Origin of the sequence: Georgenia alba, from assembly GCF_042665525.1 — a bacterium.
GTDB lineage: Bacteria > Actinomycetota > Actinomycetes > Actinomycetales > Actinomycetaceae > Allobogoriella > Allobogoriella alba.
Genome location: NZ_JBHTCQ010000001.1, coordinates 1287700 through 1311703, shown reverse-complemented (window position 1 = coordinate 1311703; position 24004 = coordinate 1287700). Strand labels below are relative to the sequence as shown.

Here is a 24004-nt window from a genome sequence, read left to right as displayed (position 1 = left end):
TCCGCGCGGTTCCGCGTGTATGGGCGACACGGCGGATCGTTACCATCTTGTGACAACGCCTCGCGCGCTCGGTAACGTCGCAGGTGATGGCCGCAAGTGGATCCGCCGAGAGCAGGACCGCGCACTTCCGCCCGGACATTCAGGGGCTGCGCGCGGTCGCGGTGCTCCTCGTCCTGCTGTACCACGCGGGACTGCCGTGGGTCAGCGGCGGCTACGTCGGCGTCGACATCTTCTTCGTCATCTCCGGCTTCCTCATCACCTCCCACATCGTGCGCGAGGTGGACCTCAAGGGCCGGCTCGACCTGGTGGCGTTCTACGCCCGCCGTGCCCGGCGCATCCTCCCGGCGGCGCTGGCCGTGCTGGCCGTGTCCATGGTGGTCGCGTACCTCGTGATCCCGCCGTTCGAGCGGGAAGGGCTGCTGCAGGACGCGGCGGCCACGGCGCTGTACGTGCCGAACATGCTGTTCGCGGTCCAGGACACCGACTACCTGGCGTCCGAGGCGCCGTCGATCTTCCAGCACTACTGGTCCCTCGGCATCGAGGAGCAGTTCTACCTGTTCTGGCCGGTGGTGCTCACGATGGTGCTCAAGTTCCTGGGTCACCGGCGCTGGGCGCTGTGGGCCGCCGTCGGCGGGCTCGTCGCCGCCTCTTTCGTCGGCTGCCTGGCGCTCATGTCCGTCTCGGAGTCCTGGGCGTTCTTCGCGCTGCCGACCCGCGCATGGGAGCTGGGCGTCGGCGCTCTGGTGGCCATCGCCGTCTCTCGCGGGGTCCGCGTCTCCAGCCCGGTGGGCGGGGTGGCCGCGTGGGGCGGCCTCGCCGCGGCCGCGGCCGCCGGCTTCCTGCTGACCGACGCCACGAGCTTCCCGGGGGTGGCGACCCTCCTGCCCGTGCTCGGCACCGCCGCCGTCATCCTGTGCGGGACGGCACGCCTCTCCCCCGCCTGGCTGCTCGAGCGCCGGCCGATGCAGTTCGTGGGTGCGATCTCCTACTCGCTGTACCTCGTGCACTGGCCGATGGTCCTCATCCCGCAGACCGCGGTCGAGGGCTCGCTGCCGGAGTGGCTGAAGGTGGCGCTCAGTGCGCTGGCCGTCCCGGTCGCCTACCTGTGCTACCGGTTCGTCGAGACGCCGTTCCGGCGCGCGCCCTCACGCACCCGGGTCAGCCATCGCCGCACCGTCGCCGTCTCGCTCGCCGCCTCGGTGGCGCTCGGCGCGGTGAGCGCCACCTCCGCCGGCGCGGTCGCCCGGATACCGATCCATTCCGGCAACGAGGCCCCGGAGTACGCCGGGCAGCCGAACCCGTCCGGCACGCCGTACGTGCCGGCGAACATGTCGCCGGACCTCCGCAGCGCGCCGGAGGACAACCCGGAGATCTACCGCGACGGCTGCCTGCGGGACACGCGCGACGACGACGGGTCGGGCTGCCAGGAGGGCGCCGACCCGGCCGCCCCAACCGTGGCGCTCTTCGGTGACTCCCACGCCGCGAACTGGCACCCGGCGCTGCGTGCGATCGCGGACGACGGCCAGATCGAGCTCGACGTCAACGCGAAGAGCTCGTGCGAGTCGGTGGCCACCGAGAACTCCCCGAACGACTACCCGACCTGCGCCGAGTGGCGCGACAACGTCATCGAGCGGCTGCACGAGGACCCGCCGGACGTCATCATGCTGGCGAACTACGCCGCGCACCACTCCGCGGACGCCGAGGATCGCGAGCAGTACTGGCAGGACGCGCTCGAGCACACGATCGAGCGGCTGCCCCAGGAGAGCCAGGTCCTCATCATGGTCGACACCCCGACGATGCCGGCCGTGCCGATGTCCTGCCTCTCGCGGCACGTGGAGGACGCCGAGCGGTGCGCGGCGAACCGTGAGACCACGCTCGAGGAGGGCCTCGACGCGCCGACCCGTCAGGCCGAGCGGACGGTGGCGGAGGACGACGGTCGCGTCGACCGGGTGGACCTGACCGCGTACTTCTGCAACGACGAGACGTGCCCCGCCGTCATCGACGACCGGCTGGTCTACCGCGATACGCACCACCTGACCCGAACGTTCAGCGACGCGATGCGCCCCGCGGTCGAGGAGGCACTCGTGAACCTGGTGGACGGCATCGAGCGCACGGCCTGACCCACCACGGCCGGACCCACCACGGCCGGGCCCGGAAAGCCGGTGCCGGATCCCCCGGCACCGTCCTACCGTGGCGGGGATGACCGACCCTGTGCTTCGTCCCGCCCGCTCCGGCGAGGGACCACTGCTGTCCGCGCTGGCCCTGCGGTCGAAGGGCCACTGGGGCTACTCCGCCGCGTTCCTCGAGAGCGTCCGGCTGGAGCTGACGGTGCACGAGGACCGGCTGGAGGGGGTGACCGTCGCCGAGGTCGACGGCCAGGTCGCCGGGTTCAGCCGGCTCACGCAGGACGGCGAGCGGGCCGAGCTGCACGCGCTGTTCGTCGACCCGCCGTGGATCGGCACCGGCGTAGGCGGGGCGCTGCTGACGGCCGCGCTGCGGCAGGCCCGGGCGCGGGGTGTGCGTGAGGTCGGTCTCGACGCGGACCCCGGCGCGGAGCCGTTCTACGCCCGGTTCGGCGCGGTCACGGTCGGGACCTCGCCGAGTGGCTCCATCCCGGGCCGCACACTGCCTCGGATGGTGTTCAGCCTGTAGCCGGCCGGACCGCCAGGTTGTCAGCCACGGACCCGGCGCTCGCGCCACCACAGCGCACCGGCCCCGCCGGCGATCAGGAGTGCCGCGGGCCAGAGCCAGGACGTTCCGGGGCCGGTCCCCGGGAGGGCAGGTCCCGTCCTGTCGTCGCCGGTCCCACTCCCACCCGTTCCGTCACCGCCCGGGGCCGGGTCGTCGCATGGTGCGGTGGTGCCGTTCCAGAACGACGCGCGGTGCTCGCTCTCCGGCATGACAGCGACCTCCCACTCGTGCGACTGCCCGGGATCGAGCCGCTGAGTGACCGACCGGGAGCGGTCGAACCGGCTGTCGCCGGAGTTGACCTGATCCCCGTCCACCTCGATCCAGATGTTGCCGCTCTCGGGGCTGGTCACGTCGACGGTCAGGGCGTCACACCGGGCTTCGACGGCGACGTCGGTCGGGGAGTCCGGGTCCTGCGTGCACGGGGCGATCTCACCGGACTCCTCGTGGTCGTACTCGTCGTCGACGGCGTCGATCATGACGGTCCACTCGTGCCTCACCGTCGGATCGATCTCCACCTCGGCGCTCTCGTAGCCGTACCGGTCCGGATCAGGCAGCTCACCGCCGACGCCACGCTGCAGCCGCTCTTCGAACAGGACCTCGCCGTCGACCTCGATGCGCAGGACGCCGGCCGGAAACGACTGAACCGTCGCGGAGACGGTTCCGCAGCTCCCGCTGGCCCCGACCCAAGCCGAGGGATCCCGGTCGCACGGCGTGGTCGTCCCGGAGTCCGACCAGTCCTCGGCATCGTCCTCGGACTCCACGGTCACCGACCACTCGTGCGCGACGTCGAAGTCGAGGGCTGAGGACCAGATGTACTGGGCCTGGTCCCTGTCGAGCCGCAGAGAACCGGAGTCGACCACCCGGCCGTCGATCTCGACGGTGACGACCGCCGGTGCCTCGCGGCCGCCGATGCCGACCTCGATGTAGTTGCACTCAGTGCTGACGCTCTGCTCAGGCGCCGCGGCCGCGGGTACGGCACCGGCACCGAGCCCCACGGACGCGAGCAGGGCCCCGGCGAGTGCGGCCAGCAGCCGTACCATGTCTCTCCCACCTGGCGGAGGTCGCCGCCTCCGCCCACCGTGCGCCCCTGAGCGGGGTGTGCCGGCCGGTCGACGTCGTTGTTTCCCGTACCAGCATGCTGCGCACACGCGACGCGCCAAGGCAAGGGGCGTCGCCGCCCGCGACCGGGCGGCGCGTCAGCGCCGAGGATGCCGCACGGCCTCCGTGACGGCCTGTGAGCCGGTGGCCGCGACGGCGCCTCCCGCGACACAGACCCGCGTGCGGCGTCCGTCGAACCCGACGAGATCGGCCTCGACGTCCTCGACGCCGTAGAGGTGCAGCGTCCACGGCCGCCCGAGGAGATCGTCCGTGCGCCGCACGTCCGCGTCCACCTCGACCCGCGGCAGCACGGCACCGGCCCGCACCAGCACGGGCATGCGTTCCAGCGGCACCTCGACGGTCCGGAAGCCGGGGCCGGAGAAGGGCTCGTCGGTGAGGAGGTCGTACCAGTCGCCGTCCGGGACGTAGAACCGCCGCGCCACCGGGGCCGTGCCGTCGTCGAAGACCGGCACCACAAGAAGGTCGGCACCGAGCAGGAACTGCCCGTCCACACGCGGCGCAACCGGGTCCCCGGGGTGCTCGAGGGCGAGCGGCCGGAGCATGGGCAGGCCACGCTCGGCGGAGTCGGCGGCGGCCTGCCAGAGGTAGGGCAGCAGTGAGTAGCGCAGCCTGATCCATTCCCGCGAGATCCGCAGGGCGTCCTCTCCGAACTCCCACGGCTCGCGTGGTCGCAGACCGTGAGCACGCATGAACGGCGAGAGCGCGCCGAGCTGTGTCCAGCGGACGTAGAGGCCGGGGGTGAGCTCGGGACCGAAGAACCCACCGATGTCGTGGCTCCAGAACCCGGGCGCGCTGAGCGCGTACGACAGGCCGCCCCGCAGGGTGGCCTGCATGCCGGCGACGGTGGACTCCGCGTCCCCGCCCCACTGCCCCGGGTAACGGTGGGATCCTGCCCAGCCGCTCCGCCCCCAGACCAGCGGGGCACGACCCGTGTGCGCGGCGATGTGGTCGGAGACGGCGGCGTTGTACCGCAGTGGGTACAGGTTGTGCGCATGGTTGGCCGGCGTGCCGTCCGCGAGGGCCGCGTCGTCCGGGAGCCCTTCGCCGAAGTCGGTCTTGAACACCGCGACGCCGTCGTCGAGGAAGGGGTCGTGACTGTGCTGCCACCAGGCTCGGGCCTCGGGGTCGGTGAAGTCGATCAGCGCGCGGTCGCGGCCGTCAGGTGTGGGCGTGCGCCGGACGTGTGCCACTGCCCCGACGGTGGTGCGGACGAGGTAGCCACGTTCCTCCGCCTCCGCGTAGACCGGTGAGGCGGGGTCGAGGTACGGCAGCTCCCAGAGAGACAGGCGGCAGCCGAGCGCCTCGAGCGCCGCGACGAAGGCACGACGGTCGCCGAACCGGTCGGTGTTCCAGATGAAGTCGGTGTTGAGCCGGTCGACGACGAGCCAGTCGGGATCCAGGTGGAGCACGTCGCAGGGCACGGCGTGCGCACGCATGGCGCGCGCGACCGTGAGCATCTCCTCGGCCGAGTGGTAGCGGCATCGGCCCATCCAGTAGCCGAAGGCCCACAGCGGTGGGCGGGGCGCCCGTCCGGTCAGGACGGTGTAGGCCGCGAGCCGTTCTCTCGGGTCCTCACCACCGACGACGTAGAGGTCCAGGGACTCGTCGTCGACCCACAGGCTCAGGACCGAGGGCCGGACGTGGCCGACGTCCGCGGTCACCGTGGCACCGGTGTTGAGCAGGCCGGTGTAACCCGAGGTGGAGTGCCACAGCGGGACGGGCTTGTACGCCATCCCGGTCCCGGTGCCGAGGGCGTCCTCCGTGCGCAGCGTCAGGCGTTGTCCGTTCTTCACCAGCGGGCCGAACTGCTCGCCGAAGCCGAGGATCTCCTCGTCCGTGCCCATCTCGAGGTTGAGGTGGACGCCGTCGTCGAGCAGCACCGGCGGGGCTGTCGGGAACCCGGCCACCTGCCGCAGGCGCTCCGCCGTGCGCAGCACCGTGCGCCCGTCCGCATCGCGAACCTGGATGGCGAACGGGGAGCGCTGGACGCGCACGGCGACGCCCTCGCCGCAGATCGTGACCGCGTCGTCGTCCTCCTCGACGCGCGGCGCGTCCGTGCCCTCGACGACGACGATGCCGAGCCACGTCGGCGCCTCGCGGTGGACCCGGGCGCCGGGCGGCCCGAGCGCGATCCGAGCGGTCGACGGCCCGGCCAGGCTGATCTCCAGGTCGACCTGCTCGGGCGTCCGGGGCGGGAGGCTCAGCTCGCGCGGCAGGTTGGGCATCGTCACCTCGACACCCTGGTCGATCAGGTCCTCACCGGTGAGCCAGCCGGGCGTGCCGGGCAGCTCCACGGCGGGCAACGCCTGCACGGTGATGCGGACCGCGTCCCCATCACGGACGACGCCCGTGACGTGACGCAGGACGCGGGGTCCGGCGTGCTGCTCGGACGTCGTCGTGGTGGTCACCTTTGCCTCATCCCTTGACGGCTCCTGCGGTGATCCCGGCGACGAAGTGACGCTGCAGCAACACGTAGGCCACCGCCATCGGCACGGAGGCGATGACGACGCCGGTGAACAGCAGCGGGTAGTCGGTGAGGAACTCGCCCTGGAAGTCCAGAAGAGCGAGCGGGATCGTCTTCTTCGCGTCCGAGCTGATGAAGAGCAACGGGTAGAGGAGCTCGTTCCACTGGATGACGAAGAGAAAGATCGCGGTCGCCGCGACCGAAGGTCTCGACATCGGCATCACGATCGACCAGTAGGTGCGCAGCGGCCCGGCCCCGTCGATGGAGCTGGCCTCGTAGGCCTCTCGGGGCAGGGTCTTCATGAACCCGCCGAGGATGAACACCGAGACGGGCAGGCCGACGACGACGTTGATGAGGACGAGGCCGATGCGGCTGTCGAGCAGCCCGAGCTCGTTGAACAGCACGTACTGCGGGATCATGTTCGCCTGGGCGGGGACGGACATCCCCAGCACGAGGAAGCCGAAGATCACCCACCCCTTCCATCCCGGGATGCGGGCGATGCCGTAGGCGGCGAGGCTGCCGAGCGCCAGGGTGAGGACGACGGACGTCAGCGTCACGACGACGCTGTTGGCGAACGCCTGGTCCAGGTTCTGATCACCGAGCACGGTCCCGTAGTTGACGAGCGAGAACGAGTCCGGCGGGGCGAACGGGGAGGCGAACAGCTCCTCGGTCGTCTTGAAGGATCCGAAGACGACCACGACCACCGGGACGACGATCAGCAGCGCGTAGATGGTGAGGACGAGGCCTCGGGCGGGGTTGACGCGCATCACGGACTCCTCAGAAGTCTCTCTGCGTCAGCCTCAGCAGGCGACGCTGGGCGACGACGATGGCGGCGATGAAGAACATGAAGACCAGGGACTCGGCGGCGGCGTAGCCGAACTCGGAGTTGGCGAACGTCGTGTAGATCCTCGTGGAGAGGATGTCGAGGCTGGTCTTGGGCGGGTTGCCACCGAGGCCGAGGATCAGGTCGAACGCCTTGAACGACTGGATGGTCGTGTAGGCGACGACGATCGCGGTGGCTGGGGCGATCATCGGCCAGGTGATGGAGACGAACTGCCTCCACCTGCCTGCGCCGTCGATCTCGGCCGCCTCGTAGAGCTCGACCGGGACCGACTGCAGGCCGGCGATGAAGATGACCATCATCTGCCCGGCGTGGAACCACACCTGGGTGATCGAGACCCAGTAGATGGCCGCCGCGTCGTTGCCCAGGTACGAGCTGGTGAGCTGGTCGAGGCCGACGGCCTCGAGAACCGTGTTGCCGAGGCCGAAGTTCGGGTCGTAGATGAACTTCCAGATGTAGGCGACGGAGACCGACGACAGGATCGTCGGGAAGAAGAAGAGTCCCCGCAGCAGCGTCGAGCCGGTGGTGTTGCGGACGAGCAGCACGGCGAGCAGCAGGGCGAAGAGGGTCTGGAAGACGACCACCACCAGCATGAACTTGAGGTTGTTGCCGAGCGCGTTCATGAAGAGGTCGTCACCGACGGCGATGCGCTGGAAGTTGCCGAGCCCGACGTTCTCGTACTCGGCGCTGAAGCCGTCCCAGTCCGTCACGGAGTACTGGATCGCCTGCAGGGCCGGGATGGCGAAGAAGATGACATAGACGGTCAGTGCCGGGACCGGGAAGAGGTACAGCAGCGGCGGGACCCTCGTGGATCCGCCCCGGCGGCGCCTGCGCCCGGCAGGGCTGCCGTGGCCGGCTCTCCCGGGCCGTTCGACGTCGATCGCGGTCATGGATGCTCCTCGTCCACGCGCCCGGCCGGCCTTCCGGTCGGTCCCGGCCGCGCGGGGACGTCGTCGGTGGTCAGCTCTCGATCCGCTGGTCGATGACGCGCTGCGCCTGCTCGGCGGCCTGGTCGGGGCTCGAGCCGCCGACGACGTCGATGCACGCCTGCTCGGCCGCGTTACGGATGTCGAGATCGACGAACTGGAATCGCGGTGCGAGCAGCGTCGTCCTGTCGAGCCACTCGGAGGTGGCGGCGAGGTCGGCGTCGTCGTACTCGACGTCGGCGACCGTGACGTGCTGGGCGGTGCCGTTGGCGTACGTCGTCGCGTTGGCCGGGTCCGAGAGGAAGCTCAGGAACTCGTAGGCGGCGGCCTGGTTGTCGGACGCGGTGTTGACGCCGAGGATGAAGGTCGCGTTCGAGATGCCCTCGTACCGGGCCTCGTCGGCCGGGACGGTGATCGGCGCCATCATGCCCATGGGGAACTCACCGCCGAGCTGGCGCACGGCCGCCATGTGGAACGAGCCGGTCACCAGGAGAGCCGCCTCACCCTGGGCGAACATCTGCTCGGCGGGCTCGACGGCCGTGCCGGTCGGGTTGTCCTGGAAGTAGGGTCGCAGCTCGGCGTACTGGCCGAGGGTCGTGAGGAACCAGTCGTCCGTGCACCTGTACTCACCGGACTCGATCTTGGCGCACATGTCGTCACTGGGCGCGTTGTTCATCACCATGGCGTTGAACAGGTGGCCGGCGTTGCCGATCTCGCCGCCGGGCCAGGCCATGGGCACCTTGCCCGCGGCGAGCACCGCCTCGCACATGGCGAGCCACCCGTCCCAGTCCTCCGGGGCCTCTGTGACTCCCGCCGACTCGAGCACGTCGAGGTTCGAGACGGGCTGGTTGAAGACGTACTGGTAGGGCAGCCCGTACTGCACGCCGTCCTGGGAGCCGGCACTGATCAGGTCGGCCTCGTACCGGCCGACCACATCGGTGTCGGAGAGGTCGGCGTAGAGGCCGGCGCTGACCATGTCGACGAACTGCGCGCCGGGGAACGCCACGAAGAGGTCGCCGATGTTCCCACCTCGGATCCGCTGGAGCGCCGTGGTCTGGTAGTCGTTCGACGGAGAGATCTCCTGGTTGATGCTCACCTCGGGGTGCTCGGAGGTGAAGGCGGAGATGAGGTCGGCGAAGACCTGCTGGTCCTCCGCGCGCCAGTGCGCGAACGAGACGTCGCCCTCGACGGGACCGTCGGTGGCCAGGCCTTCGTCGGACGTGTCGCCGCCACTGCCGGAGCCCGGTCCGGCGCAGGCGGAGGCGACGGCGGCCAGCCCGCCGATCCCGAAGAGGTGGAGCGCGGAGCGGCGGGGCAGGTGTGCAGGGGTGCGGTTCATCGTGGTTCTCCCTCGAACGCTGGTCGGTCGGGTCTGTTCACCATTCGATGACAGGGATGTCGAGCAGGTCCGCGGCAGTGCGCAGCTGCGGTCGCACGTCCGCCCAGGCGAGGACGGTGTGGTGCGGGAAGCCGCCGGTGACGAGGCCGTGGACGAAATCGGTGGCGTCCGCGTCCAGGCGGACGGCCGCGGTGTTGCCCTGGAACCTGTTGGGCGCGGGCACCGACTCGCCGGAGGCGACGAGCAGGCGGAGACCACCGCGCCGGGACAGGTCCTCGGTGAGCCGGGCCATGACCACGCGCCCGGTCTTGAGAGGGAAGTTGCCGGCGACGCCGATCTTGCGGTTGCAGTGCACGAACTGGGTGGCGTCGTCGGGGTCGGCAGCAAGCGCGGTCGCCGCCGAGCCGCAGTGCCACAGCCGGACGATGTTCTGCGGGGCGTCGAGATCGACCGTGTCCACCAGGTAGGTGGTGCCGGCACCGAGGGCGTCCAGCAGCAGCATCGTGGCTGCTCCGTAGACGTCCCGCTCGCACTGCGTGGGGAGCCCTTCGTCGGCCAGGCGGGAGAGCGAGGAGCACGGGCAGACGCCGAGCCGGGTAGGGAACTCGGGCCAGCACCGCACCGCCAGGGCGTCCACCGCGCGCTCGCTGGCGTGGTCCCGCAGGGCGGTCGTGACGGCGGCGTGCCGACGCACCTCCTCCGGGTCGAGGTCAGCCAGGCTCGGGCGCGCCGCGGTGACGTCCTCGAGCTCACCTCGGCTGTGGTCCGCCGGGACGTCGCGCACGCGGTCGAACGTCTCCTCGATGGTGATCGGTTCGACACGGAGGCCGAAGAGCCTGTCGAGCACCTCGGGGTCGTACTCGCTGGGCGTGAACCCCGGTGGCGCGTCTCCGACGGTGCCGATGCTGCGACCGCGCAGGGTGTCGAGGGCGGCTCGCACGGCCCGGGCGTCCGCGCGTTCCCGGCGGCCGGTCGGCAGCGCGGGGGCCGGCGCGAGCTCATCCCGCAGGGCACGTGCGAGCACCTGCCGCACCTCGGGCTCGTCCGGGTCGCCGTAGACGAGGCGCACCTCAGCCCCCGCGCGGCGGAGCGCGTGCCCGAAGAGGTTGGCCCCGCACATCGAGTTCAGCCAGAGCCGGTCGCCGACCGGGCCGGGCTCGCGGAACGCCCAGAGGAGCACCGGGCGATCGAGACCGGTGTAGAGCCGCAGGGCCGGGCTCGCGTCGGAGAACGACGCGCAGACGTTCACGACGAGGTCCACCTCCGCACCGAGGTGGGTCGCGGCGTTCTCGACGTCCTCCGGCGTCATGACGAGCTCCTCGGGACCGACCACGTCGGCGCCGAGGGTGCGCAGCGCGTCCCGGGCGGCATCGGCCCGGGCACGGGCGACGTCCACGACGAACGTGGGTCGTGCGGTCGGGATGACGGCGACGCGCATCGGTCTCACGACCCCACGGTGGTGTCGACGACGTCGCACAGGTGCTGCAGGCGGCGGACGGCGGAGGTGTGCAGCTCGGCCTCCACGTCCTGCACGCCGATGCAGGACGCCCAGACGGCTCTGCCGGCGAGGAAGCCGGAGGCACCTGCGCGGCAGGCGATCTCGACGGCCGTGGGAAAGGTGGACTCGGCGACGCCGCTGGACAGGACGACCCAGGGGGAGGCGACCGTCTCGGTGATCGCGGCGCAGCGCCGGCGGATCTCGTCCACCTCACCCTGCCCGCGGAGGGGCACCTCGGCCTTGTACAGGTCGGCGCCACGGTCGCCGAGCTCCCGAGCGGCGGCGAGGACTCCCTCGTCCCAGTCCCAGCGCCTCCCGTCGAGCGGTGGGCGCGATACGGGCTCGATGATGCTGACGAGGCCGGCGCGCCGGCAGCTGTCGACGAACTGCTCGACCATGGCGATGCGCTCGTCACTGCCCCCGTCCGGTCGGTAGAGCACGAGGAGCTTCATCGCGACGGCGCCCTGCCGCTTGACGGTCTCCGGTACCACGTCACGATCGATGGTCACCTCACCGACGAGCTCTCCGTGCGCCGACACGAAGTGGTCCGCGGCGGCGATCAGGCCGCACCCTTCGGCGACCGCTCCGTCGGAGACGACGGCGTCCCACGCGAACTGCCGGTCGACGAGGACCGCCGAGGCGTACGGGGTGAGGATGCGGGTTGCGGCGAGCTTGAACGCCGTGACCTGCTCGTCGCGCACCGGGTCGTCCTGGTGTGCGGCGAACATGGTGCGCATGGCCTCACGCTGGTCGACGGCCAGCATGGCGTAGGCACCGGACGGACGCTGGAGCGCGGACAGGTCAGGCGGGTCGGGCACCGGCGTCGCCGTGCTCATCGGGCCTCCTCGGCGGGTCTGGGTGGTGCGGGTGCGGGACCGTCGAGGACGGCGCGCACCTCGGCGTCTGTCGGGATGGCGGACCGGCCGTCGAGGCCGCGGCACGAGAGCGCGGCGGCCACGTTGGCGTAGGGCAGGGCGGCGCTGATGGGGAGCCCACCGGCGAGCGCTGCCAGCAGCGCGCCGTGGAAGACGTCGCCGGCGCCGAGCGTGCTGATGACGTCGACGGGGTGCCCCGGCGCCTCGTGCCGAGCTCCCTCGGCGTCGAGAGCGATGGAGCCGGCAGCGCCTCGGGTGGCGACGACGACACGGGCGCCGTCGCCGACGGCACGGACGAGCAGGTCGTCGACGGACAGCACGCCGAACCGTTCCTCGAGGGCCGCCACGGTTGGCACGTAGAGGTCCGCACCGGTGGCCGTGAACCCGGCGATGGGGTTGCCCCCGTCGACCGAGAGCCGGGTCTTCGCGGTGGTCCGGGCGAGGTGGTCGTGCACCGATCGCCATCCGAGATGGTCGGCGTGGACCCACTCGGCAGCGTCGATCAGCCGGGCGCCGGTGTCGCCGAGCTCCAGGTCGGGGACAGGGCGGGTGGCGATGGCGCGGGTGCCGCGCCCGGCGTCGACGAGGATGACGCTCGCGCCGGTCCGCCGGCCGCGCACGGCCGCCACACCGCTCGGGTCGATGCCCTCTGCCCGGAGCGCGGCCACCGCCCGCTCGCCCTCCTCGTCCTGGCCCACCGCGCCGACCATCGCGACGTCGGCGCCCAGGCGCGCCGCGGCAACGGCCGCCGTGGCGGCGGGGCCTCCCCCGGCGTAGGCGAGCTGGTGGGCCACCTGCCGCGAGTCGGGCATGGGGAACGACCCGACGAGGGCGATCGCGTCGATGGTGATCGCACCGGCGAAGACCAGCCTGGGCCTCGTAGCCGTGGTCATGTGGACTCCCGTGCTGCTCTGGGATTCACGCTGGTGCCTAGTAAACACTGATCTGTTCGATAGTCAACACCGATATGATCGCGCTACAACACTCACGAAGGAGGTGGCACGGAGATGGGCGCGTCCCAGCCGTCCCGAGCGAGCGCAGCGACCGCACGGCGTGCCGAGATCATGCGGTTGCTGCAGATCCACGGATTCCAGTCGGTCACACACCTGGCGGGGCTGCTCGACGTGTCCGACATGACCGTCCGCCGTGATCTTCGCCGGCTTGCCGAGGCCGGGGAGCTGCGCGTCGTGCACGGGGGCGCAAGCCTGCTCCACGGAACGTTGCGCACCGCCGACTTCACGAGCCGCGGCGCCCAGGCCCGTGAGGCCAAGCGACGCATGGCGCGCCGGGCAGTGGAGCTCGTCGAGCCGGGCTCGACCGTGGCGATCGACGCCGGGACCACGACGTTCGAGGCCGCGGCCGCATTGCCGCGCACCTTCGACGGTTGCGTGATCAGCCACTCGGTACCGGTGCTCCAGCACGCGCTCAGCCTGTCCGACGCCCAGGTCATCGGCCTGGGCGGCGAGCTGCTCGCGGCCAGCCAGGCCTTCATCGGCCAACAGACGATCGATGCTCTCGCGGGCCTGCACGCCGACGTGCTGCTCCTCGGCGCCGCAGCCGTACGGCCCTCCGGGACTTTCGTCGCGACCGACCTCGAGCGTCCGACCAAGCAGGCGCTCATCAGCAGTGCGGACCGCGTCGTGCTGATGGCCGACCACACCAAGTTCACGGCCGCCGCTCCGGTGCGCCTCGGCGTGCTCGATCAGATCGACACCCTGGTCACCGATCGCCCGCTCGACCCCTCGCTGGCACGGGTCTTCGACGAAGCCGGGGTCACGGTGCTGAGCACCGATCCATCCGACTGACGAGAGACGACGATGTCCACTGACCGTTCCGCCGTCGCAGCACGCTGGGACCGCGCCCGCCGGTACGGGTTCACCACCACCCGGGTCCCGTCCACCGCGTTCGTGGCCAAGCACCGCAGCCACGACGACGGTCCCGGTCACGGCATGTTCCTGGGACCGCTCGGCGGCCCGGCGTTCTCCCGCGATCTGACGGGTCGGTTCAACCGCTGGCACCTGCACCCTGGCACGCACCTCGTCGAGGACGTGGATCCCGCTTTCCTGGCGGTGCATCACGAGACCGGCGGCACACACCATCACCGGGTGCTCCGGGCGGAGGTGGGCGGCTCCCACGAGGTCGCGACGCTCTTCCCCGTCACGCACGAGCGCTTCGCGTCGGCCGAGCTCCCGTTCGTCGTGACGCTGTCCGCCTTCTCACCCGTCATCCCCGGGGACGAGGAGGTCGCGGGCCTACCTGTCGTCGTCCTCGACGTGCACCTCGAAGCCGTCTCCGGGACGCTCCCCACGGTGGACGTGGCCATGTTCTGGCCGAACCTCGGCGGCTGGCGCCCGTCGTGGGTGACCACGGACGACCGCGGCGACCGGGCCTGGCCAGGCCATCACCATGCGGGCAACGTCAACCGGGCCGTCTCGCTCGACACCGGCGGCATGGCGGTCCTGCAGTCGCGGGAGATGCTGCCCGGCCGGGCTGCGCCCGAGACCTGCCTCAGCGTCACGGGAGAGGCCGATGGATTCAGCCGCCAGCTGCAGTACAAGACCGACCAGAACGCGACCGGCGTTCCAGACCACGAGCAGGCGTTCACCCTCGGTGCGGTCCGGCACGCCTTCGCCACGACCGGGCGCCTCGCCGCGACGCCGGACGGCAGCTGGCCGGCACACTGGCACGAGCCCGTCGGGTCAGCGGTGGCCGCGCACCTGGACCCGGGCCGCCGCAGCGCCCGAGTCAGGTTCGTCCTGGCGATGGACTGGCCCGAGGTGACGTTCGGCTCCGGCCGCGCCTGGCGGCGTCCGTACAAGGCGGCGCCGGGGCGGACCTCCGCCACGGCCATGTCCGAGCGGGCCCATCGGGAGGCCGACAGCTGGCTCACCCGGCTCGACTCCTGGCATCAGGAGACGCTCCAGGACCTGACCCGCCTCGGCTGGTCGGACAGTGTGGCCGGGTGCGTCATCAACGAGCTGGGACTCACGACGGCCCTGGGCACCGCATGGGTCGAGGGCGCCAGCCCGGCGGCGGACGGGCCGCTCGAACGGGACGAACACCTCGGGCTGCTCGAGGGCTTCGACGACGGCTACTTCTACTACGACACCACGGACCTCTGGCACTACGCCTTCCCGGCGCTGACCACGGCGTGGCCGCGTCTCGGGGACCTGGTCTTCGCCGACCTCGAGGATGCCCTCGCCGCATCGGACCTCCGGGAGCGTCCGGTGTACCGCGTCGCCGAGACGCGGCCGATGCTTCACGCCAACCGTCTGCCGCATGACCTCGGAAGCGCTCCCGAGGACCCGTTCGTGCGTCTCAACGGCTACGTCATGCGGGACGACCCGAACACGTGGCGCGACGCCACCCCGGCACATGTGCTCGCGCGCCTGACGCACACCCGCCTCACCGGTTCGACGCTGACCGAGCGGAGCTGGCGGCGCCTGTGCCACGCAGCCGAATCGCTCGCGACGCTCGGGCCCGTACCGCGGCACGACGAGTTCGGGGACTCGACCTGGGACAACCTCGCCCTCCGAGGCCACTCGACGTACGCGGCTGCGCTGTACGCCGCGATGTGGGCCGTGCTCAGCCACGAGGCCGACCGGAGAGGACAGGACGCGGCGACCTACGACGCACGCCGCGCGGCCGCGGTCACCGTGCTCGACGAGCTGTGGAACGGTGAGTTCTTCCGGGCCGCGACCGTGGGCAAGTACACCGAGGCGGTGATGCCCGACTCCACCTGGGGCCTGTTCTACGCCGACATCTGCGGCGCACCGCACGGTGTCCCGGCCGAGCAGATCCGTTCCCACCTGCGGGCGGCCTACGAGATCTGTCACGTCGGCTACGACGACGGCCGCGTCGGCCCCTTGCTGATCGGGGAACGAGACCTGCACCGGTACGAACGTGACGGCGGCGAAGAGCTTCAGGTGAACGAGGTCCTGGTGGGGTCCGGCTGGATGTTCGCCGCCATGCTCCGCCACGCCGGGCTCGCCGCTGAGGCGGACGACGTTGCCGACAGCCTGCGTGACGTGCTCTACGGGGGCACCGGCCTGCAGTTCCGCACCCCCGCCTCGGTGGACCGGGACGGACGGTTCCGCGCCCCGCTGAACATGCGCCCCCTGGCCATCTGGTGGCTCGGTCGGCGGACGAGGTCAACCCGGACCGGCGGCCGAGCCTGATCGACCGTTCCCGCCGGCTCGAGCTCGCGCGTGCCCCCGTCGCTCGGTAGACATCTGTATACATTCGCGTACAGTGCACCGTGGCAACGGACTCAGCGGCGTGGTCGCCGCAGGAAGGTCGACGATGACGAACGACTCCCAGATCGCGGGCACCGCGGTCGGAACCCGGCAGATGCGACGGCGTGTGGTCCGCGCCGCGTTCATCGGCACCGCGATCGAGTGGTACGACTTCTACCTCTACGGCACCGCCTCGGCCCTGGTCTTCAACCGGCTCTTCTTCCCCGACTTCGACCCCATCGTCGGCACGATCGCCTCCTTCGGCACCTTCGCCGCCGGCTTCCTCGCCCGCCCGATCGGCGGCATCGTCTTCGGCCACTTCGGGGACCGCATCGGCCGCAAGCGGATGCTCATCTGGAGCCTCATGGGCATGGGCATCGCGACGTTCCTCATCGGACTGCTGCCCACGTACGGGGTGATCGGCGTCGCCGCGCCGGTGCTCCTCATCCTGCTCCGCCTGCTCCAGGGATTCTCGGTCGGCGGCGAATGGGGCGGAGCCGTGCTGATGTCCGTCGAGCACGAGGAGGAGGGCCGGCGTGGCCTCGCGGGCAGCTGGACGCAGGCCGGGTCACCCGCCGGGCTGGTGCTGTCGACCGTCGTCTTCGGGCTGGCCTCGCTCATGCCGGACGAGCAGTTCGTCGCCTGGGGGTGGCGTCTGCCGTTCCTCTTCAGCGCGCTGCTGGTGGTCATCGGCCTGTTCATCCGGCTCAAGGTGGTCGAGAGCCCGGCGTTCGCGGCTGTCGAGGACGCCGGCACCAAGTCCTCCCTACCGCTCGTCGACGCCATCCGGCGCCATCCGCTGAACATCCTGCTGGCGATCGCCACCTGCCTGGCGCCGTTCGTGAACTTCTACCTGTTCGCGACGTTCCTGCTCACGTACGCCACCACCAGCCTGGGGATCGCCCGGCCCGTCGCCCTGACGATCGTCGCGATCGCCGGCGCCATCGAGCTGGTCACCACCCCGCTCGCCGCTGCGCTGTCCGACAAGCTCGGCCGCCGGAAGGTGTTCCTCACCGGTGCCGTGCTGCTCGCGCTGTACGCCTACCCGTTCTTCCTCATCAACGAGGCGTCGCACTCCCCCGTCGTGCTCGCGCTGACCACGATCCTCGGCCTCTCCCTCATCCACCCGCTCATGTACGGCCCGATGGCGACGCTCTTCGCCGAGCTCTTCTCACCCGAGGTCCGGTACAGCGCCGCGTCGCTCGGCTACCAGATCGGCGCGATCTTCGGCGGCGGCTTCGCCCCGCTCATCCTCACCGCGCTGCTCGCGACGGGCGCCGGCGCCGCGGTCGCCATCCCGCCGTACATCATCCTCGCCTCGGTGCTCACCTTCGCCGCCGTCTGGGTCGCGACGAGCCCTGGCCGACGCTTGGAGGGCGACAAGGTCGTGGCGCCGGCCCGCGCCGGGGACGCCGCGTGACGGCCACCGTCCCCCCGTTCGACGACGTCGCCACCTGGGCAGCGCACGGCGCCGGCGACGCCGAGCTCGCCGTCGCCGCCCGCGCCGCCGACGTGACGTTCGCGGTCCGGTGCGGTGCCGCACGCGCCGTCGTGCGCTGCGCCGACGGCGGGTGTGAACCGGCCGACGGGCCGGCGGCCTTCGAGCTCGTCGCGACCCCGGAGGCGTGGTCCCGGTTCTTCACGGCAGAGCCGCCGCCGACGTACCACCACGTCCTGGCCATGCGCATGCGCGTGCCCGGGACCGAGATCGTGGGCGACGAGCGCGCCTACGCCCAGCACGCCCGGATCGTGCACCGGTTCCTCGAGCTCGGGCGGGAGCTGCTGCACGGACCGGCGCCGCTGGACCCGGAGCCCGTGCTCGACCGGTCCGGCATCCGCGAGCACTATGTCCGGGTCACCGTCGAGGGCGCGCCGGTGGACCTGCACGTGGCCCGCGCCGGGACGGGCGCGCCCGTGCTGGTGCTGCACACCGCGGGAGCGGACGCGCGGCAGGCGCACGCCCTCATGTCCGACCCGCGACTGACCGCCGGCCACGAGGTCATCTCCTTCGACCTGCCTGGCCACGGCGGCTCCGGCCGGCTCCCCGGGCCGCTCGGCTCCTGGACGCTGACCACGCGCCGCTACGGCGACGTCATCCTCGCCGTCGTCGCGGCCCTGGGCCTACGCCACCCGGTGCTGCTCGGTGCGTCGATGGCCGGGGAGATCTGCCTGGAGATGGCGTACCGCGCCCCGGAGACGTTCGCGGGCGTCATCGCGTGCGAGGCGAGCGAGCGGGTACCCGGCCGGACCACGCCGTGGGCGCGCGACCCGCGAGTCGACTCCGCGACCTTCGTCCCGGAGTGGATCGCCGGGCTGATCGGGCCGCGGAGCCCGCGCTCCTGCCGCGAGGACATCCTGTGGACCTACTCCCAGGGTGGCGCCGGCACCTTCGCCGGGGACATCGACTTCTACAGCGGCGACTGGGACGGCACGGACAAGGTTGCCCGGATCGACACATCCACCTGCCCGGTGGTCATGATGACGGGCGAGTACGACTACTCCTGCACGCCCGCAATGTCCGAGCGGACGGCCGCGCGGATCCCCGGCGCGGTGTTCTGGCCGATGACCGGTCTCGGACACTTCCCGATCTGCGAGAACCCGGTGGCGTTCGCCCCGCATCTCGCCCGCGCACTCGAGCACATCGGAGGTGGAGCATGAGCCCCGACAGCAGCACCGGCCGCAGCACGGACACCAGGATGCTGATCGGTGGAGCCCGGCCGGAGGTCGACCCCGCCCGGGCCCTGACGGTCACCAGCCCGGTCGACGGCCGCGAGCTCGGCCGCATCGCCGACGCGAGCCCCGCCGCGGTGGGTGACGCCGTCGGCGCCGCACGGGACGCCTTCCGCACCTGGCGGCGCACCTCGGGCGCCGAGCGCGCCCGGCTCATGCACGCCCTGGCCGACCTCATCGAGCGCGACGCCGAGGACCTGGCCCGGCTGGAGACCTCCGACAACGGCAAGCTCCTGCGCGAGACTCGTACCCAGGCGCGGTTCGCCGCCCGCAACTACCGCTTCTTCGCAGGACTGGCCGACAAGATCCACGGCCGGACCGTGCCGCTCGACTCGTGGGAGACGTTCGACTACACCACCCGCGAACCGGTCGGCGTCGCCGCGCTCATCACCGCGTGGAACTCCCCGATGCAGCTGCTGGCCAACAAGCTCGCCCCGGCGCTGGCGGCCGGCTGCACCGTGGTGGTCAAGCCCAGCGAGATCGCCCCGATGACCACGCTGCGGCTGGCCGAGCTGGTCGCCGAGGCCGGCTTCCCGCCCGGGGTGGTCAACATCGTCACCGGCGGCCCCGAGGCCGGCAGGGCACTGACCGCCGACCCGCGGCTGGGGCGGATCAGCTTCACCGGCTCGGTGGAGGTCGGGCAGGCGATCCAGCGCGCAGCCACCGAGACCCTCGTGCCCGTCACGCTCGAGCTCGGTGGGAAGTCGGCGAACATCGTCTTCGACGACGCCGACCTCGAGCGGGCGCTCCCGGGGGCGGTGGCGGGGATCTTCGCCGCCGGCGGCCAGACGTGCATCGCGGGCAGCCGCCTGCTGGTGCACGAGAGCATCCACGACGCGTTCGTCGAGCGGGTCGCCGAGACCGCCCGGGGGATCGTCCTCGGCGACCCGACGGCGGAGGCGACCCAGATGGGCCCGGTCGCCAGCGAGGCGCAACGGGACCGCATCCTCGCCCGTATCGAGCAGGCCCGCTCCGATGGCGCCACCCTCCTGGCCGGCGGCGGCCGGCCCGACGACGCTGCCCTCTCCGCGGGCTGCTTCGTCCAGCCCACGGTCTTCGCGGGCGTCGCCCCGCAGTCCGACCTGGCCCAGCAGGAGGTGTTCGGGCCAGTGCTGGCCACGCACCCCTTCGCCGACGAGGAGGAGGCCGTCGCCCTCGCCAACGGCACGCCGTACGGCCTCGCGAGCGGCATCTGGACCTCGGACGTCTCCCGCGTCCACCGCGTGGCGCGCGAGCTCGTGGCGGGCACGGTGTGGGTGAACACCTACCGGTACAGCGCCGCGCAGGCGCCGTTCGGCGGCACCAAGAGGTCCGGACACGGCCGCGAGCGCGGCGTCGAGGCCCTCGACGAGTACCTGCAGACCAAGAACGTCCTCATCGACCTCTCCGACGAGGTCCGAGACCCGTTCGCGATCAAGGCATGACGGAGGAACTGATGACCACCACCCCGGTCGCCCTGTGCGGGCTCGGCCAGATGGGTCTGCCGGTCGCCGGCCGGCTCGGCGCGGCGCACCAGGTCCTGGCCTACGACATCAGCGCCGAGCGGCGGGCGATGGGCGGTGAACGGCCGGGCGTGCGCACCACCGAGGAGCTCGACGAGCTGGCGGGCTGCGACACGCTGGTGCTCTCGCTGCCCAACCCGGCCGTGTCCCGGTCGGTGCTGCGGGAGCTGGCGCCGCGACTCTCGCCGGGCACCGTCGTCGTCGAGACCTCGACCGTGCTGCCCAGCGACGTGCGCGAGTGGGCGAGGATCCTCGAGCCCGTCGGCGCGCGGGTGGTGGACGCGGCGATCCTCTCCGGCGTCGGGCAGATGGAGACCGGCCGGGCGACGCTGCTGGTCGGCGGCGACCAGGCAGACATCGAGGCCTCGACGGACGTGCTCGACGCGCTCGGCGGAGCCGGCTGGTCACGCTTCGGCGAGCTCGGCGCGGGCATGGCGGCCAAGGTCGTCAACAACGGTGTGGCGCACGCCGTCATGGTGGTGCTCGTCGAGGCCTTCGCGATGTCCCGGGCGCAGGGCCTGGACCTGGCGGACATCGCCGCCATGCTGGAGCGGCCCGACGGCGGCCTGATCCGTCCCCTCACCCACCGGGTGATGGAGCGCGTCGCGAACGGCGACTTCGACGGCGGCATGCCGCTCGAGGCGGCCCGGAAGGACTCCACGCTGGCGCTGGCGATGGCCCAGCTGTCCGGCACCCCGCTCTTCGCGACCCAGGCGGCGCAGAGCGTCTACGACCTGGCGCTCGCGGCGGGCCACGGCCGGGAGGACTACGCGGCGGTGGCGCGCCTCTGGGAGGAGTGGGGCGGGCAGCCCCTGACGTTCGAGATGGACGAGACGTGACGGCGCGCGGGGTCTTCGCGCTGCGATACGCCTACCGCACGGCGTCGGTGCGCGGCGAGCACTTCTACGGTCATCCGGACTGCTGCACGGACCCCTGGCCGATCGACTACTTCACCTGGGTGGTGCTGGACGGCGACCGCACCGTGGTGGTCGACGCGGGGTTCACTCCCGAGACGGCCGCGGCGCGCGGGGACCGGCCGTACCTCGAGTCGCCGCCGGAGCTCCTGGCGCGGGTGGGCCGGCGGCCGACGGACGTGACCGACCTGGTGCTCACGCACCTGCACTACGACCACACCGGTTTCCTCACCGCCTACCCGCAGGCCCAGGTGTGGGTGCAGCGCGCCGAGGTGAGCTTCTGGTCCTCGCCGATGGCGGACCGGGGCGCGTTCGACCACCTGCGCCACCCGCCCGACCTGCGGGCGCTGGACACGCTGGTCGCCGACGGCCGCGCGCACCTCCTCGACGGCGACGCCACGCTGACGGACGCGATCACGCTGCATCACGTGGGCGGGCACACGCCGGGGATGCAGGTGGTGCGGGTCGTGACGGACGGAGGCGTCGTCGTGCTCGCCTCCGACGCGAGCCACTTCTACGCGAACGTCGAGCAGGACAAGCCGTACGGCGTGGTGTGCCACCTGCCCGACATGTACACGGCTTTCGACCGGCTGCACGACCTCGCCGGCCTGGACGGCGTCATCGTCCCCGGCCACGACCCCGGCGTCCCGGGCCGTCACCCGGTCGTCGCCGGCACCGACGGCCTCGTCGTCGACCTGACCGCAACCACCCCGACCGAAGGAGTCACCCATGCCCCGTACCAGCGCTGACGTCATCGTCGTCGGGGGCGGCAACGCAGGCTTCTCAGCCGCGCACGCCGCCACCGAGCGAGGGCGCCGGGTGATCGTGCTGGAGCGGGGCGAGCGGGACGTGGCCGGGGGGAACTCCTACTTCACGGCCGGCGCGACGCGGATGACGCACGCCGGCCTGGAGGATCTGCGCGATCTCGTGGAGCCGGACGACCGGCACGCCGTGACCGAGGTGCCGCCGTACACCGCCGAGGAGTATCGCGCGGATCTCGAGCGGGTGACGGAGGGCCGGACCGACCCCGCCATGGCGGACACGCTGGTGGCCGAGGCGGCCGAGGGCGTGCGCTGGCTGCACGGCCTCGGCCTGCGCTACCGGCTGATGTACGAACGGCAGGCCTACACCCGGCCGGACGGGACGTACCTGTTCTGGGGAGGCCTGCACGTCGGCAACGTCGACGGTGGCGAGGGGCTCATCGCCGACCACACCGCGGTTGCCGGTCGGCTCGGCGAGGAGGTCCGCTACGGCGCCCGGGTGCACCGGCTGCTCACCGACGGCGGGACGGTGGTGGGCGTGGCGTACACCGACCACGACGGCGAGCACGAGCTGTACGCCGAGACGGTGGTCATCGCGGCGGGCGGCTTCGAGGCCGATCCCGGGCTCCGCGAGCGTCACCTCGGCACGGGCTGGGCGAACGCGAAGGTGCGCGGCACGCCGAACAACGACGGCGCCATGATCATGGCGGCGCTCGAGCTTGGTGCCGCCCGCGGCGGGGACTGGTCGACGGCGCACAGCGTCCAGTGGGACGCGTTCACCGCCCAGAACGAGTCCAACCGCGAGCTGACGAACCGGCTCACCCGGCAGAGCTACCCGCTGGGGATCATCGTCAACCGCCGCGGCGAGCGCTTCCTCGACGAGGGCGCCGACTTCCGCAACTACACCTACGCCAAGTACGGCCGGGAGATCCTCGCGCAGCCCGGGTCCGTGGCCTACCAGATCTTCGACGCCGAGCTCCGCCCGAGCCTGCGGGCGGAGGAGTACGAGATGCCCGGCATCAGTGAGGTGACGGCAGGATCCGCCCGCGAGCTCGGTGAGCGACTGGGCATCGACGCGGACCGGTTCGCCGAGACCGTCGAGCAGTTCAACGCCGCGATCGACCGGTCCCGGACGTTCGACCCGACGATCAAGGACGGGCGCCGTGCCGCCGTCGAGCCGCCGAAGTCCAACTGGGCCGCGGCCCTGGAGACCCCGCCCTTCTACGCCTACCCGGTCACGTGCGGGATCACCTTCACCTTCGGTGGCCTCAAGGGAAACCTCGACGGCCGGGTGCTGCGGGAGGACGGCTCCCCCATCCCTGGGCTGCTGGCCTGCGGCGAAGCGCTCGGAGGGCTGTTCAGCGGCAACTACCCTGGCGGTTCCGGGCTCGCCGCGGGCATCGTGTTCGGGCGCCGGGCGGGCTCGGTGGCCTGAGCGAGCCGGACGGGAGACGAGGAAGCAGAGGGGGCACATGGCGACGGGCGTCTACGAGCACATTCGTGAGGCGATCGTGCGCGGCGAGCTGGCGCCCGGCGAGGCGCTCGGCGAGGTGGCGCTCGCACGCCGGTTCGGCACCAGCCGCACGCCGGTGCGTGAGGCGCTGCACCGGCTGGAGATCGAGGCGATCGTCGAGCGCACCTCGCGCGGCGTGCGGGTCCGGGTCTCCTCGCCGGAGGAGATCCTCGACATCTACGAGGTGCGCATCACCCTGGAGAGCTCGGCCGCCAAGCTCGCCGCCACGCGCGCCACCGACCTCGACCGCGTGCGGCTGCGGGCCGCGCAGGAGTCCATGGCGGCCGTGGGTGACTCCCCCGTCGAGCGGGCGGACACCAACCGGGTGTTCCACGAGGCGATCTGGCAGGCCAGCCACAGCCCCACCCTCGTGGATCTGCTGCACCGGCTGAACGTGCACCTGATCCGCTACCCGTCGACCACCCTCGCCCACGGCGACCGCTGGGCGGAGGTGTTGCGGGAGCACGAGGAGCTGCTGGCCGCCATCGACGCCCGTGACGCGGACCTGGCGCATCGGATCGCCGAGGCGCACATGACGGGTGCGCGGGACGTCAGGCTGCGGATGTATGCGGAGAGCGACGTCGGTCCGGCATAGG

At 71.8% G+C, this 24004-nt stretch carries 19 protein-coding genes; 11 read left to right on the top strand and 8 right to left on the bottom strand.

All coding sequences use genetic code 11. The features are described from left to right. Window positions 1-86 precede the first annotated feature (86 nt). Both ACFQQL_RS06125 and ACFQQL_RS06120 read left to right on the top strand, forming a co-directional pair. Entirely contained in the window at window positions 87-2120 is a 2034-nt protein-coding gene (locus tag ACFQQL_RS06125; RefSeq protein ID WP_382392303.1) for an acyltransferase family protein, read from the top strand. Window positions 2121-2199: 79 nt separating this feature from the next. After that, entirely contained in the window at window positions 2200-2652 is a 453-nt protein-coding gene (locus ACFQQL_RS06120) for a GNAT family N-acetyltransferase (protein WP_382392301.1), read from the top strand. Window positions 2653-2672: 20 nt separating this feature from the next. Here ACFQQL_RS06120 and ACFQQL_RS06115 read toward each other — a convergent pair whose 3' ends face one another. From ACFQQL_RS06115 to ACFQQL_RS06080, 8 genes are all read right to left on the bottom strand, one after another. Then, window positions 2673-3731, bottom strand: coding sequence for a hypothetical protein (locus ACFQQL_RS06115; RefSeq protein ID WP_382392299.1), 1059 nt, complete (start codon window positions 3729-3731; stop codon window positions 2673-2675). Between the two features lie 156 nt (window positions 3732-3887). Continuing rightward, complete coding sequence (locus ACFQQL_RS06110) at window positions 3888-6218, bottom strand: glycoside hydrolase family 31 protein (RefSeq protein WP_382392297.1); 2331 nt, start codon at window positions 6216-6218, stop codon at window positions 3888-3890. 7 nt (window positions 6219-6225) lie between these two features. Continuing rightward, window positions 6226-7041, bottom strand: coding sequence for a carbohydrate ABC transporter permease (locus tag ACFQQL_RS06105; RefSeq protein ID WP_382392295.1), 816 nt, complete (start codon window positions 7039-7041; stop codon window positions 6226-6228). Between the two features lie 10 nt (window positions 7042-7051). Continuing rightward, window positions 7052-8005, bottom strand: coding sequence for a carbohydrate ABC transporter permease (locus ACFQQL_RS06100; RefSeq protein WP_382392293.1), 954 nt, complete (start codon window positions 8003-8005; stop codon window positions 7052-7054). A 70-nt stretch (window positions 8006-8075) separates the two neighbouring features. Then, window positions 8076-9380 carry an ABC transporter substrate-binding protein gene (locus tag ACFQQL_RS06095; RefSeq protein ID WP_382392291.1) on the bottom strand — a complete coding sequence of 435 codons (1305 nt, stop codon included), beginning with the start codon at window positions 9378-9380 and terminating at the stop codon, window positions 8076-8078. Window positions 9381-9417: 37 nt separating this feature from the next. Then, the gene (locus ACFQQL_RS06090; protein WP_382393790.1) at window positions 9418-10818 is read right to left on the bottom strand and encodes an L-fucose/L-arabinose isomerase family protein; all 1401 of its coding nucleotides are present in this window, start codon (window positions 10816-10818) and stop codon (window positions 9418-9420) included. Between the two features lie 5 nt (window positions 10819-10823). Beyond that, the gene (locus ACFQQL_RS06085) at window positions 10824-11714 is read right to left on the bottom strand and encodes an aldolase (protein WP_382392289.1); all 891 of its coding nucleotides are present in this window, start codon (window positions 11712-11714) and stop codon (window positions 10824-10826) included. Beyond that, complete coding sequence (locus ACFQQL_RS06080; RefSeq protein WP_382392287.1) at window positions 11711-12646, bottom strand: carbohydrate kinase family protein; 936 nt, start codon at window positions 12644-12646, stop codon at window positions 11711-11713. The genes ACFQQL_RS06085 and ACFQQL_RS06080 overlap by 4 nt, the downstream gene beginning before the upstream one ends. A 114-nt stretch (window positions 12647-12760) precedes the next feature. Between ACFQQL_RS06080 and ACFQQL_RS06075 the strand changes: the two genes are divergently transcribed. The 9 genes from ACFQQL_RS06075 to ACFQQL_RS06035 all read left to right on the top strand — a co-directional run bounded on the left by ACFQQL_RS06075 (window position 12761) and on the right by ACFQQL_RS06035 (window position 24003). Continuing rightward, the gene (locus ACFQQL_RS06075; RefSeq protein WP_382392285.1) at window positions 12761-13558 is read left to right on the top strand and encodes a DeoR/GlpR family DNA-binding transcription regulator; all 798 of its coding nucleotides are present in this window, start codon (window positions 12761-12763) and stop codon (window positions 13556-13558) included. Between the two features lie 12 nt (window positions 13559-13570). Then, the gene (locus ACFQQL_RS06070; RefSeq protein ID WP_382392283.1) at window positions 13571-15931 is read left to right on the top strand and encodes a GH116 family glycosyl hydrolase; all 2361 of its coding nucleotides are present in this window, start codon (window positions 13571-13573) and stop codon (window positions 15929-15931) included. Window positions 15932-16055: 124 nt separating this feature from the next. Further along, window positions 16056-17408 (top strand): MFS transporter, encoded by a 1353-nt coding sequence (locus ACFQQL_RS06065; protein ID WP_382392281.1) that lies wholly within the window; start codon window positions 16056-16058, stop codon window positions 17406-17408. After that, the gene (locus tag ACFQQL_RS06060; RefSeq protein ID WP_382392279.1) at window positions 17405-18646 is read left to right on the top strand and encodes an alpha/beta fold hydrolase; all 1242 of its coding nucleotides are present in this window, start codon (window positions 17405-17407) and stop codon (window positions 18644-18646) included. The genes ACFQQL_RS06065 and ACFQQL_RS06060 overlap by 4 nt, the downstream gene beginning before the upstream one ends. Further along, window positions 18643-20142, top strand: coding sequence for an aldehyde dehydrogenase (locus tag ACFQQL_RS06055; protein ID WP_382392277.1), 1500 nt, complete (start codon window positions 18643-18645; stop codon window positions 20140-20142). The genes ACFQQL_RS06060 and ACFQQL_RS06055 overlap by 4 nt, the downstream gene beginning before the upstream one ends. A gap of 11 nt (window positions 20143-20153) precedes the next feature. Continuing rightward, complete coding sequence (locus ACFQQL_RS06050) at window positions 20154-21059, top strand: NAD(P)-dependent oxidoreductase (protein ID WP_382392275.1); 906 nt, start codon at window positions 20154-20156, stop codon at window positions 21057-21059. Beyond that, complete coding sequence (locus tag ACFQQL_RS06045; protein ID WP_382392274.1) at window positions 21056-21883, top strand: N-acyl homoserine lactonase family protein; 828 nt, start codon at window positions 21056-21058, stop codon at window positions 21881-21883. Before ACFQQL_RS06050 ends, ACFQQL_RS06045 begins: the two co-directional genes overlap by 4 nt. Continuing rightward, complete coding sequence (gene tcuA / locus ACFQQL_RS06040) at window positions 21864-23330, top strand: FAD-dependent tricarballylate dehydrogenase TcuA (protein ID WP_382392273.1); 1467 nt, start codon at window positions 21864-21866, stop codon at window positions 23328-23330. The genes ACFQQL_RS06045 and tcuA overlap by 20 nt, the downstream gene beginning before the upstream one ends. Window positions 23331-23367: 37 nt before the next feature. Beyond that, a complete protein-coding gene (locus tag ACFQQL_RS06035) occupies window positions 23368-24003 on the top strand; it encodes a GntR family transcriptional regulator (protein ID WP_382392271.1) in 636 nt (211 codons plus the stop codon). Window position 24004: the final 1 nt, after the last annotated feature.